Here is a 14,651-nt window from a genome sequence, read left to right as displayed (position 1 = left end):
TGATAACGATATGATTTTTTATTCATCCTTCATTTAAGAATTCTTCCTTATGTTAAATGCAATCATCAAATTCTCAATAAAGAATAAGTTGGTGGTCGGTTTGCTGACGGTAGCGTTGGTCCTGTTTGGATTATACGACCTTCAAAAACTGCCCATTGATGCTGTTCCTGACATTACCGATAATCAGGTGCAGGTAATAACCGTCTCACCCGCTTTGGGCGCTCCGGATGTGGAACGTCTCATCACCTATCCCATTGAACAGGGCAATAGCAATATTCCGGGGCTGAAAGAAATCAGGAGTTTCTCTCGTTTCGGACTTTCTCTGGTCACCCTGGTGTTCACCGATGAAACGGATGTGTACTGGGCCCGGCAGCAGGTAAGCGAAAGACTGTTACAAGTGCAAAGCCTGATACCTCCGGGTTTAGGAACACCGGAAATGGCACCTGTAACGACAGGACTCGGAGAGATCTATCAGTATGTATTGCGCCCCGCTCCCGGATATGAGCAGCAATACAACGCGATGGAGCTACGTACCATTCAGGACTGGATTGTACGACGGCAACTTCTAGGAGTAAAAGGTATCGCTGATATCAGCAGCTTTGGCGGCAAACTGAAACAATATGAGATTGCAGTGGATGCCCGGAAACTGAAATCCTATGGACTCAGCATCAGCGATATTTTCACAGCACTCTCGAACAACAACAGCAATACGGGCGGTGCGTACATTGAGAAAGGTCCTTCCGTATTATTCATAAGAACTGAAGGTCTTGTCAATTCACTGAAGGACATTGAACAAATTGCGGTTAAAAATCTTCCCAATGGTTTACCGGTTTTGATGAAAGACGTTTCTGAAATCCGTTTCGGACAGGCGAACCGTTATGGTGCCATGACCTACAATGATGACGGAGAGGTAGCTGGTGGTATCGTCATGATGCTGAAAGGGGCCAACTCTTCCGAAGTGATCGATATTGTGAAAGGACGTATTGAGCAGATTCGCAAGAGCCTTCCGCAAGGAGTCATCATAGAACCCTTTCTGGATCGTACCAAGATGGTGAATAATGCCATTGGTACAGTAGAGAAAAATTTGCTGGAAGGAGCATTGATCGTTGTGTTTGTATTGGTGCTATTCCTCGGACATATTCGTGCCGGTTTAATCGTGGCCTCGGTCATTCCCTTGTCGATGTTATTTGCAGTGATACTGATGAATGCATTTGGAGTGAGTGGCAACCTGATGAGTTTAGGAGCGCTTGACTTCGGTCTCATCGTGGATGGTGCAGTGATTATCGTGGAAGCCGTCATGCACCGGTTGATGCATAGCCGAAAACTGGGTGAAGGAAAAGTACTCACACAGGAAGAAATGAATCATGAAGTCATTTCTTCTTCTACCCGAATGATGAATAGTGCGGTATTCGGTCAAGTGATTATTCTGATTGTATACCTCCCCATCTTTATGTTGGAAGGAATAGAAGGAAAAATGTTCAAGCCCATGGCACAAACCGTAGCTTTCGCTTTGTTGGGTGCATTTATTCTGTCGCTTACCTATATCCCCATGATGAGCAGCTTATTCCTGAGTAAGAAAATCAGTCATACTAAAAATTTCTCTGATAAGATGATGGAGAAATTAGAGCATTTATTCAGTCGTTGGCTGGAGAAGTTTGTCCGTAAACCTATGCTTGTTATTGGAGGATCCATCGTTGCGTTTGTCGTCAGTATGCTTTTGCTGATGAATATGGGAGGAGAGTTTATTCCGGAGTTAGAGGAGGGCGATCTGGCAGTAGATACACGGGTGATGACAGGAAGCAGTCTGACCATGACCATTAAAGCGACTACAGAAGCGGCAAAACTTTTGAAAGAGAAATTTCCTGAAGTAGAAAAGATCGTCACTAAAATTGGTAGCGGAGAAATTCCAACCGATCCCATGCCCATTGAGGCGAGTGATATGATGGTGATTTTGAAAGATAAAAAAGACTGGACTTCCGCCAAAACCTTCGATGAGTTGACCGAGAAAATGAGTACCGAACTTCAGAAAATTCCGGGTATCACGGCAGGATTTCAATATCCGGTACAAATGCGTTTCAATGAACTCATGACGGGAGCACGACAAGATGTGGTCTGCAAAATTTTTGGAGAAGATTTGGATACCCTCACGCGTTATGCAAACATCTTAGGGAAATTGACGCAGCAAGTAGAAGGATCCCGCGACCTCTATGTAGAGAGCATGACAGGAATGCCACAGATTGTTATTCGCTACAACCGTCAGGCCTTGGCGCAATATGGAGTACCGGTAGAAGAAGTCAATAAAGTGGTCAATGCTGCTTTCGCCGGACAAATCAGCGGTCAGGTGTTTGAAGGAGAACGCAGATTTGATCTGGTCGTTCGCTTAGATCTGGCGTTGCGGAAAGATGAGAATGATGTAAGCAACTTACTCATCCCCACAAAAAACGGATTGCAAATACCGCTTTATCAGGTCGCAGAGGTAGAAGTGAAAGACGGACCTAATCAGATACAGCGTGAAGATGCGAAGAGAAGAATTATTGTTGGCTTCAATGTAAGAGGAAGAGATGTACAGAGTATAGTGGATGAATTGGAAACAAAGGTCAATGATAAAATTAAATTGCCTCCCGGATACTACATTACTTACGGTGGTGCCTTTGAAAATCTGATCGAAGCCAAACAACGGTTAAGCATAGCCGTACCCTTGGCATTGGGGCTTATCTTTTTGCTCTTGTACTTTGCCTTCGGATCATTGGGCCAGGGCCTGCTCATCTTCAGTGCTATTCCTTTGTCAGCGATTGGAGGCATTATCGCCCTCTCGCTACGCGGCTTACCTTTTAGTATTAGTGCGGGTATTGGTTTCATCGCCCTCTTCGGTGTGGCGGTATTAAATGGCATAGTATTGTTATCCGAATTCAATAAGCTGAGGGCAGAAGGGCTTCTTGACCCGCTCGAGATTGTTAGAAAAGGAACCAGGACCCGATTGCGACCGGTGTTAATGACCGCTGCTGTTGCGTCACTGGGATTCCTTCCGATGGCGCTGAGCAATGGTGCCGGTGCAGAGGTACAAAAACCATTAGCAACTGTGGTTATCGGCGGACTACTATCTGCTACCTTCCTCACGCTATTTCTTGTGCCCTTGCTTTATATCCACAGGCAGACCTGGATCAACAAAAGAAATCTTCGCAAAGGGACCCTTCTTCTCCTTCTTGTTCTTCCCGCGATACAGGCGAATGCACAACAGCAAATTTCTATACAAGCTGCTCTGGATTCAGCCATGAAAAATCCTTCCGTCACCGCAAAAGCATTGCGCATAGACTACTTCAAAAAAATGAAGCAAAGCAGTTGGGAACCGGGAGCGACAACAGTAAGTGGTGAATTTGGACAGGTGAACAGCCTAAACAACGATCAAAAATACATCATCAGTCAGGAATTCCAACTACCGTTTACGTATATCCGAAAATCACAGTTAGGTAAAGATGGAATTAGTCTGGCGCAATGGCAGTTAAAAGAAGAAGAACAACTGATCACCGCTAAAATATGGATGCTCTTTACGGACATCTATACTACCCAACAACAGGTCCGCTTATTAAAAACAGCCGACAGCATCTATTCCGTCTATGCAGACCGGAGCCGGTTAATGCTGGAAAAAGGAAGCAGTACCGGAAGCGACAAGGCCTATGCAGAACTGATACAAGGGGAATGGAAAATGGCCTATCAACATCAATTGTCCGAGCTGAAGAAATTGAACGAGCAATTGAACATCCTCCTCCACACCACTGCACCGGTAACTGCCGACCTTAGTGATTTTAATCCCGAGACTACATGGCCCGGGACACCCGATCCATCCGCACTTCAACAACATCCTTCCCTCCTGGCCATGAAACAGGAAGAAAAACTGGCGCATTCAAAAACGCTTTTGGAGAAATCACAAGCCTGGCCCGGAATCAGCATTGGCTATTTCAACCAATCCATCAAAGGCTGGCAACGGTCAGGGGATACTGAAATATTCTTTGATGGGAATGATCGGTTTGATGGCATACAGGTTGGACTCAGCATCCCGCTCTTCTGGAATTTCAGAGCCAGCAAGGTGAACGCCGGAAAAATTGAAGAGGCCATTGCTATACAACATACACGCTCGGCGGAAGAAGAACTAAATATTTTCTACACTACCACCTTAAGTGAATTGAATTCCTATCGTGAAAGTTTAAGCTGGTATAAAGAAAAAGGATTGACCGGTGCAATGACGATTACCCAAGATGCCGGAAAGAGGCTCGAGAATGGAGACATCGACTATATGCAGTGGGTTATGTTTATGAATAAATCAATTGACATCCAACAACAATATTATGAAACCGAGCGCTTGTACCGGCATGCGCTTATACGCATCCATACATTAACCGGAAATAGCAAATAACATGAAAAAAATAATCCTCCTCATACTACTTGTTCAGTCCATCGCCTGCACGAGTAACAAAGAAAATGCTGAACAAGCAGCAGCTCCGGTAAATGGAAATGCCGTTCAGCTTACTCCCGAACAAGTTCAGCGATCGGGCATAAAAACCGGTCGGATAGAAAAAAGAAAGATGGCCGCGCGTTTACAGGTCAATGGCATCATTGATGTACCACCACAGAACATGATTTCCATAACTTTTCCTTTGGGTGGTTATCTGAAATCAACCAAACTACTACCGGGTATGCATCTCCGTAAAGGAGAAGAGTTAGCGGTGATGGAAGACCCTCGACTCATCCAACTTCAACAAGACTACTTGACCGCAAAAATAAAAGGACGACAATTGGAGCAGGAATACTCCAGGCAGCAGGAATTAAATGTCACCAAAACAAGCAGTGATAAATCCTTTCAGGAGGCGGAAGCGGAGTTTAAGTCCAACAAGGTATTGATCCGTTCCCTCTCCGAGCAATTGAAGCTGGCGGGCATCAATCCGGAAGGCCTGACCGATGACAACATCTCCCGCAGCGTCGCCATACGCTCTCCCATTGATGGCTATGTCGCCGTGGTGAAAGTGAATGTAGGCGCATTTGTGAATCCGTCGGATGTCCTGTTTGAGCTGGTTGATCCCAAAGACATACATCTCAACATGACTGTTTTCGAAAAGGACATTCAATATGTTTCCATCGGACAAAAGGTCATGACATGGACCAACTCTGATCCGGGAAAGAAATTCCCCTGTGAAATAATTTTGATCGGCAAGGAGCTGGATGAGCACAGGAGCGTAGAAGTACATTGCCACTTTGAAGCCTATGACAAAAACCTTTTACCGGGCATGTTCATGAACGCGGAAATACAGATCAAAGAAAAAGAAACAGATGTTGTTCCGGAAGGGGCTGTTGTCAGTTATCAGGATAAAAATTACATCTTTCAACAAGAAGCTGCAGGAAAATACAGCATGGTACCGGTTCGCACGGGGATAAAAGACGGAGGATATATTGAAATTCTTCCTATTGATGAAAAAGCAAGCCTGCCGGAAAATATTGTCACAGAGCAAGCATACACATTGCTCATGCAATTGATGAATAAGGAGGAGGAATAAAGCCTGACAGCAATTTTCTGAGTAACCATAAAATACCGGAATTTTAATTTAAGCATTCCATATAATTTCCGGCCTTTTTCTCAACCACAAGAACATATTGGCCATAATAATTGGTACGGTATGAATCTATTGTGGTTAAAGCAATACTGACTACACCAGTGCATAGTGTACCACCTATTGGTTGTGCCACTCCGTCACAATGGGTACCACACTATTGATGCCATTCCGATGCATAGGGGACCAGTTGCTCTTTGCGCCATTCCGGCAACAGGGCGCCATCTTAACTGAGCTATTCCGACGGATAACTACCACTTTGAGTTGTTTAAAAGGTACGGTTTAAAAGGTCTTGGATATTTGTAACAAAAATCACTAATGGCCGCAAAAACTATTGCCATGCAACAACTACTACTTATTACTCATCACTTAAAAAACGGCCTTCCAGCTGGATGATCAGCAAATCACTTGGCATAATTCGGAAGACAATCGCGGGTTACCTAGAGAAAATAACATTGTTAGCAATCAGTTATGAACAGCTTCTTCAAATGCCTGATGAAGAGCTAGCTTTAACAATGATTGAACCCACTCAGAACATCGCTCCATTAGAATAAAGATACCATTTACCTGCAAGACCACCTTGCGGGCTACGAGCAAGAGCGTAAGGAATGTAGCCGACATTAACAAGCAACTTGCTATCATAAAACTTATAAAGATTGTATCGGAGGCCAAATTAGGATAGCCTCGCATACCTCAACTTAAAAATTGAAAATAAACGCCAGCCAATTTAATATTTGTTAATGTATCCATACTTATTTACATCTTCACCAACTTCCGTATTAAAACACCTTCTCCCATTTGCATTTTTAATAGATATACACCTTTAGCATAATTATTTAAATCTATTGTGAATTGTTTCTCACTGTGAATTACTGCACTCACAATTTGCTGCCCTTGCAAATTACTAATTGTAAAATTTCCAATAAGTGGAAGCCCTTGTGCAGTTGAAATTGTAAATACATCCGATGATGGATTGGGTGAAATAATAACATCCCTTATATTCAATTCCTCCACTGATGTAGAACTGTCAAGGCTAACATTGAAATCATCGAAATAATAATATGCAGCAGGCTTTGTTCCAAAACCCGTCAGTTGAATTGAAGTTGCTGTATCAGGTTTAAAGTTTCCAACTACCATAAACTTTTCTCCACCATTTGCAGTATAGTTTCCTGAAATCAAATACCATATTACTGAATCGGAAATAATAGTTTGAGTATAAACATGAAATGGAACTTGCAAAAGAAGTGGAGATGTAAATGGGTTAAATAAAATAATCGAATCTGAAAAATGAACACCAATATTATTACATGCATATTGTGATGTATCACCAAGATTAACATAGAATGATACATTATACACTAATCCTGCCATTAATGTATCTAACAATTCAACCTCCAAATATTCTCGACTATTTATAGGTGGATTAGGATTTGAGGAAAAATAACATAATATTCCAGCATAACCATATCCTGAATGTGGCCATTGGTATCCTCCAAAATTAATAGGGACAGAAACCATTTGATCAACTGTATCACAAGTATGAAAAAAATCAGATGAATTTAAAGATGTCCAAGGTTGAAACCATGGAACTGCATTAACTATACTACCATCAGGAGGAAAATGAGGACATGATGAATAATTCTCAAAACCAGGATTAGGAACAAGATTAAGTTGAGCCGACACATTAATTGGAACGACCATCAGGAAGATATACCAAATGACCTTTTTCATTACTCCAATTTAATTATTGAATTAATCATTATGTTCTCCCCTGAGATGATCTTAACAAAGAATGTTCCCGCCTTTTGACTTGATAAATCTACTTGAAGCCATTTGTCATAATTCGAAATTAACTGTGAATGAATTAATCGTCCTTCCATTGAATAAACTGTCAATGTACAATTTCTTAATACCTCACCATTATTCAATATCGTAAAAATTCCACTTATACTTGGATTAGGAAAAATGAAAAATCCTGCATCTTTTTTATGTTTGCTTAATGACATCCTATTTGAACCTTCCTCATAAGGATAATCATCTAAATATTCATCCAATAAGGCTCGAGCAAGATAAACGGCTTCGCCAAAATATTCAGGCGACAAATGAGATACTTCCATTAGGATTTCAGTAGTTGTAGAATCCAGATCAAAATTTCCACGAGCCCATGTATCCAAATAAATTTGAGTTACAATTTTCAAATAATATTCAATTTCATTGTCAGGAGTAATAAACTCATTGTAATTTCTTGCTTCGGCTGTGTCTAATTCCTGAATTGAGTGCTCTACGTACTGAATGTAGCCAGCATTAACCTGAATCATGCTATCATAAAAAATTTTGTAGAGAGAATCGGAGGGCAAATTCATATTGAAAATGCTTGTATCCTCCTGAATAATTCGAAAGGCATTGAGCTTTGCCAAGTATTGAGCCTCTGCACTAAGTTGCTGAAAATCAGAGTCATTCTCAACAATAAACAATAAACGATTTTGATCACAACCGGGACCCATACAAGGATTATCACAATTTTCTGCAGGAATAGGGGATATCGAAACTAAATTAAAATTAATTGGATTGGAAGGGAAAGTAGGGATTTGATTCGAACTCGCCCAAGGTAAAACTGTTGACCTTGTCCACCAAGTATTTTGTACCTGAGATGAATTGTTTGCTTGTATATCGCTAAAGTTTGAACTTACAAACTGATTATCGCTTGGCAAATTCGCACTACCTTGTACCCCTAAATTACTATTTTGAAAATAAACACCGGTTTCGTTATCATCCATATAATTGCATTGTAACGTACTAGGCATTACGGAATTAAATGCTCCAATGCCGGAGCCCATTCTGTAAAGTGTATTTTCATATAATTGATTTTTTAAAGCACTTTCTAAACTAATACCTATTGGGGTAAGTCCGGTGCTTGTTCCTAATTTGCCAATACCATTTTGTTTTATTTGAACATACCTGCAATTTACTGACCTTATTCCATATAGACTTTTGTTTATGTCATTATCTAAGCCAATTGTATTATTACTAACTTCGAGATAAAATAACTTACTGCCATAGTTATTAAGAGATATTCCTGTTTTGGCTCTTTGTATGTTGTTATTCTTAATCAATAGATTTATTGGTTTAGCTGATCCCGCTGTCACTAAAGCAAACATAGGTAATGAAGTCCCGGGCAATACGCCCAGGTTTGAAGACCATGAATAGTCAAATATATTACTTTCCACTTTTATTAGTTCTGTACTTCCATTCAAATTGGAGGCATTACGCAAAAACACCCCTCGCGAGCAATCAATAAAAGTATTATTCAAGATTTCCAGGTCTTGATTGATTCCACTTCGAAGTTGAACGCCGGAGCCTGTCATTCCTGTAAAAGTATTAAATTTTATTATACCATTAACATTATTTAGTAATAAAACGCCTCGTTTCCCATCTTCAAATGTATTTTTATATAGCGTATTAAATGCTCCATTATTATCCGTTCCAATATAAAGCTTATTGGGTTCTGGTCTATTAGAATGGTTTGATAAAATAGCAGTCCCGGGTTGTAAATGCAAATGTGTACCTTCAGCTACAGGATTACTTGCATTGTCTATCCCTTTAAAATTATTGTTGATTATTAGCATATCAGAATTAACACCTCGAATAGCAATATCGAGATGATAAAAAGTATTTGAGCTGCAAGGATTGCAACCAAGATAGGGATTATTCCCACCAATATTATTTGGCCAAGATTCCGCACCTATTTGAAGTCCCACATAAGTCGTTGCAGAATTAATATCATCCACAACATCCTTTACATCAATTCCAATAAAGCTGCGTTGATTCACATGTGGAGGCAATTGGATTGTAGAGGGAATTGGTGTTGGGTTTAGATAAAATGTGCCGGGTGAAAATAATTGATCAACACATTCAATCGTACAACTTGTTAGGTTTGATATTTTATCCATATCTGCTTCCAAATCAATAGCCACCCAGTTTTTATTAAAATAAGTGTCTTGAAACAAATAATTAGAGCCAGTGCCTACAAAAAGCGCGGTTTTTGCATCTTCAATATACCAATCAATTCCTTTCATGTTTGCACCTCCTGATTCCAGATGAATTCCCTTCCACATGTAACTACCACAAGAGTGAAAGTACACTCTGTTTACACAGGTCAGTAGATAAGGGCTCTCGACTACAATTTTAGAATTTGGCCCCATTAAAATATGGCAACTTGCAAAATTAAAATCCATGTCAACAGTAAATGTACCATTAATTGCAATCGCATCAGTAAGACTTGTGGTTTGATTTAAAGTTAGAGTATTTCCCCCTGTAAAATATAATGATAAATTTGGAAGTGTGAGCAGGTCGCTTGCTTTAATGTCAGTAAAAGTTAAAGTTGATCCCGGCTCATCTGCATTTATGCTTCCATAACAACAGGGATAAACATCAAGACTAGCACTTTTTTCACATTGGGTCCCAGCATAAGAATAGAATGTTACTGTAAATGGTAATGCGACTGAACCTTGCGGAATAGTTACCGAACTACCAGTGTTACTCACAGTACTGCCGTTATTATCAATTATTTCATAGCTATATGGAACCCCGGGAATCGGATTCACTACACTATAAATGTCATCCGAGCTGCATTCATAAATATCACCCTTCAAAGTTATCGGCACTCCATTAATATAATTACCAATATTAATTGATGTTGTGACGCTACATCCACTTACATCTGTAACCGTACAAAAATATGTTCCGGTAGATAAATTATTTATTGAATTAGTGGTTATTCCTCCGGGATTCCAAAGATAAGTAAATGGCCCTGTACCATTTATAATATTAATTTGTGCTGCGCCTGTAGAATTTATGCAACTAATTTGTTGTGTAACTAAAGGTTCAACATAAATTCCATGTAATACTATTGAGGCAGTTGACGTGCATCCACAATATTGTGTTATGGTGACTGAATATGTGCCAGAATTTTCTGCAACTATGGTGGACGACGTTTCTCCTGTTGACCACAAATAGCTAACTCCGGGATTAGTGCTTAGAGTAATGGGAAAATCCACACACTGTGCGTTTGAATTGTTCGAAGTATTAATAACCGGAATTTGATTTACAATTAAACTCATATTTTGATTAGTAGGTAATGAAGAAGTCAAACTCGTATTCAAATAAGTCATGTTCCCGACAAATCCACCTGTAACTTTATAATATCCTCCCATTGAGGTGCCTAAATCATTCCACGATGCGCCGTTGTTATTACCTAAAGTTGTAGCTAAACTTAAAACACCAGACTTATCAATTCTAGTGAGAAAAGGGCTAGTACTTTGAGCTGTATTGGTGGAGGTAAGGCAACCTATGCAATCATTAACTGAAACTAAGTTACCGGCCAGTTTATAGCCTAGTAAAGTATAATAATCATTTTGCCCCTGGTCTTGCACAAATCTCCCAATAGTTACTCTATCATTCGGTCCTGAATCAAAAAAATTTGTTATCCAAGCCTGACCGGTATTATAGATAAGATTACCATTAATATCGAATTTTAATAAATAAGAATCCAACAAACCGGAATTCGTTAAAGTAACCCCTTGCAATGAGAGGGGTGAATTTGGGATAAAGGCATTTGTTAGCAAGCTGGTGTATAACAAAACATTATTTTCATTGTCAACAATCAGATGATTGGTCCCTTCTAGTTCATATCCAAAATTTGGCACACTTTGACTTCCTATCTGGTTTACCCATCTAAAACTTCCATTTTGTCCACAACTATAAAAGAACAAGTCAATGTCATATTGTGAAGTAGTAGTTAAATTAACAGGTCCTGCGTTTAAAAAATCACCAAAGATTCCTGCTACATAAATATTATTTTGATTGTCAACAGCTAAACCTTGGCGAGGATTATTTCTATTCAGAAATAAATTTCCATCAATTAGATTAATCCAGCTAAGTGTTCCATTTGGATCGAATTGAGCTATGTGATGGGATGCACTAAGCGGGTTTAATGGAGGGGGAATTGATGATCCGTCTACAGTACCAATTGCACCATTTGAACCTCCGTTTAGAAACCAAGCAAAATTAATATTTAAATTTCCTGAATGATCGACGACTGCATTGTACGAATTCGCTCCATATGTTGCATTTATAGTCTTAGCCCATAAAGCGTTACCACTTGCAATATCATACGCTACAAGATATACTCCATTGATATCATTTCCTATGATGGAACATGTCGCACATGAACCAAAATTCATGTTACTTCCAGTATTTGCACCAATATATTGACCTAAGACATAAAGAATCCCCCGGTTTTCATCAATCGTAATACCTGTGGGGCCTCCAGAGTAAAAGCCAGTCGGACCTGTAACCCATATCAGATTTCCGCAATCATCGTACTTTGCAACAAAAGTTCCTTGATTTAAAAGACCTTGGTTTAGATTTGAAATAGTTGTATTGCCAAAAGTTAAAACACCCCTGTAATAACCCGCAACGTATGTATCACCATTTTCTGAAACAACTACTCTTTGACCGGCAGAAGCTGAATATGAGCCACTGGTAAAGCCGTCATTAATTATGTTCGGACAAATTGGTAAATTAGTAGCAGAAGTATTGTTAATTGCCTCTTTAAATTTTATTGGAGAAGTAATATTTAAGTCATAAAAATAAGAATCATACCTCAATGAACTAACACCCTTAAAAATAACTGAATTACTAGAATATGTACTTATGAAATAATTAGCTCGGTCTTCAATTATTATCGACTCCTTACTGAAGAAAAGTCCTGATAAATATACAGGTGTCGAAATTCTGGTACCCAAATTGCTTACCCATACAACATTGTATGGCTTTACATTTCCAAAATTAATTGATGCCATTCCACCAAAAATGATAGAATCATTGGCAATAAAAATAAATTTTGAATTTGAATCGCCAATTAAATGTACTGTTGAATCCAAATGGATTGATGTGCTTGAATAATAAATACCATGAGTAAAACTATTTCCATTTATTAAGGCATTTAAATTCTTGCCTTTAAAATTTCTAATCATTTCAATTAAACTATCAGAGCATGATACAGTAAGGGCGCAATCTCCAATTGAAAAAACAGAATCACTAGAAAGAATAACGTTGGAAATACTTCCAACCGAACAAATATTCCCATCTATTCTAATATCTCTATCAGATTGGACTGAATTTTTGCCAATCACTGCATAATTGTCCAATAAACTAATCCTATTTTTAAATAAACTTTTCAATCCACTAGTAATAATAATACTTCCTGTTTGTTTGTAAATGGAATTTAGAAATCCCAGACTATCAAGACTATTCCCAATATCTACCCAATTATTATTAAGCTCTCTTAAAACAGTTGAATTTCCCGAATAAGAATATAAACATCTTGAGGAATCATGTGCTATTCCAAGGCTAATAGAATCACTTCCAATAATTTGTTTTAGCTCCCAGAATTCGCATGGATTCACAAAATCAATTGATGAATCAGAAAACTCTGAATATGCGGGTTCTAAATGATAATTACGTGCATAAAATGCATTGGTGGCGCTTGAAGAATTTCCTATTTTGATTGGTGAATGATAACTCGAATTTCCGATAGGAAAAACAAAAGCCGTATTTCCAATTTTCTTCATCGGTCCATCAATAAAACTTAAATCACTTGCTCCGGAAGTTGCTCCACCAGCTTTTAAAGTTAACAAATTTGTTGAATCCGCGTATACAATGCCGGATGTTAATGTCAATAAACTGTCAATTGTCACCGCTTTTTGCAAGGTAAGGGTACTTGTGGACTTATTCATCCATAGCTTTCCAACCACAAAGGGAGCATCCCTCCAAACTCCTGTGCATTCCCGCCTGTACATTGTAATATGCCATTACCGTTATTGAACGTTACTTTTGAACTATTAATGGTTAAGTCCCCTTTGAATTCATTGGTGTCTGAATATGCCAATTGAATAAACCCTGTATTGGTATTAAGAGCAACATCGTTATAGTAAATATCACCGGAAGTTGCTGCAAAACGGACAATAGCCGAATTGGTGGTATTATTACTGACTGTTACACTTTGAAAAAAATGATTTCCGCCAGCAGAATAATCAGATGAAGGACCAGTTTTGGTAAAACTGGTTGCGCCATGGAAATTATTTCCGGATAATAAAATGTTACCAGAGGTACAAGTTAGAGGACCATTAAATGTTGAATTCACCAAATTAAGAGCACCTGATAAAGTCATACTTTGAGCGGTACTGTGTAACTGAGTAAAATTTCTTAAAAGTAACGTTCCTCCAAAGCCGGCACTGCCTATTGTAATTGTCTTTCCGGTATCAAGAACAGAACTACCTGATCCCGCTCCGCTAAAACTTATACCAAAAACAGTAGTAGAACTAACTATGAGATTTCCATTAAAATAACTCGTCGCTCCGTATGAAAGTTGTAAACTTCCGGACCCAACCATGGCTGATGAATTAATTATATATACATCATCATTAAATGTATCTGAATTGGTCCCACCTAAACGTAAGGTCGTAGTTCCTGTGTTTTTCAAAGTGGTAACACCATTAAATGTATTACCTCCTGTTCCTACACCAGCTGCGGAGCCAATATGTTCAAACGAAGCTGTAGTGTTAAATATACAGCCGTTTAATTTAATCTGTCCCTTTGCTACCACTACCGCTCCAAAGGTGGTGCCGGCAAAATTTAAAAGTCCGCTGCAATTAGCATTATAAACGCCATTGTTAATGGACCCTCCATTCATTCCGGCAGATACGGTTATCGTAAGAGTATCACCCCCCAGGTCCAAAGTATCAGAATTCATAACAATTCTTCGAACAGTTCGATTTCCATCCAGCGCAAGTGAATTTGTAGTTGAATTGATATTGATCGTATCATTTGATGTTGGTACGCCAGCAGGATTCCAATTCCCGGTACTATCCCAGGAAGAATTAATGGTGCCGGTCCAGGTATAATTGCCGGCAAATGAAATAGCATGTACCAACAGGCACATCAACGTTAAACCGATGAGTTTTTTCATGGAAGTAAGAGTTTACATTA

Annotated in this window: 5 protein-coding genes; 2 read left to right on the top strand and 3 right to left on the bottom strand. The window is 39.2% G+C overall.

What is annotated here, in order from left to right; translation table 11 throughout:
- Positions 1-49 precede the first annotated feature (49 nt).
- Together IPJ86_16210 and IPJ86_16205 are read left to right on the top strand one after the other, a co-directional pair.
- Positions 50-4,411: a CusA/CzcA family heavy metal efflux RND transporter gene (locus IPJ86_16210; GenBank protein MBK7888765.1), complete on the top strand. Its 4,362-nt coding sequence runs from the start codon at positions 50-52 to the stop codon at positions 4,409-4,411.
- A gap of 1 nt (position 4,412) precedes the next feature.
- The gene (locus IPJ86_16205) at positions 4,413-5,546 is read left to right on the top strand and encodes an efflux RND transporter periplasmic adaptor subunit (GenBank protein MBK7888764.1); all 1,134 of its coding nucleotides are present in this window, start codon (positions 4,413-4,415) and stop codon (positions 5,544-5,546) included.
- 810 nt (positions 5,547-6,356) lie between these two features.
- Here the strand turns inward: IPJ86_16205 and IPJ86_16200 are convergent.
- Genes IPJ86_16200 through IPJ86_16190 form a run of 3 tightly spaced genes read right to left on the bottom strand, consistent with a single transcriptional unit; the run spans position 6,357 to position 14,631 of the window.
- Complete coding sequence (locus IPJ86_16200) at positions 6,357-7,331, bottom strand: T9SS type A sorting domain-containing protein (GenBank protein ID MBK7888763.1); 975 nt, start codon at positions 7,329-7,331, stop codon at positions 6,357-6,359.
- Positions 7,331-13,399, bottom strand: a complete 6,069-nt coding sequence (locus IPJ86_16195; GenBank protein ID MBK7888762.1) for a T9SS type A sorting domain-containing protein — start codon at positions 13,397-13,399, stop codon at positions 7,331-7,333. The genes IPJ86_16200 and IPJ86_16195 overlap by 1 nt, the downstream gene beginning before the upstream one ends.
- On the bottom strand, positions 13,396-14,631 hold the full coding sequence (locus tag IPJ86_16190; protein MBK7888761.1) for a hypothetical protein: 1,236 nt from the start codon (positions 14,629-14,631) through the stop codon (positions 13,396-13,398). Before IPJ86_16190 ends, IPJ86_16195 begins: the two co-directional genes overlap by 4 nt.
- Positions 14,632-14,651: the final 20 nt, after the last annotated feature.

The sequence above is a fragment of the Bacteroidota bacterium genome (assembly GCA_016713925.1).
Lineage (GTDB): Bacteria > Bacteroidota > Bacteroidia > AKYH767-A > OLB10 > JAJTFW01.
The sequence above is the reverse complement of the archived record's forward strand: the minus strand, read 5'-3'. Positions and strand labels throughout refer to the sequence as shown.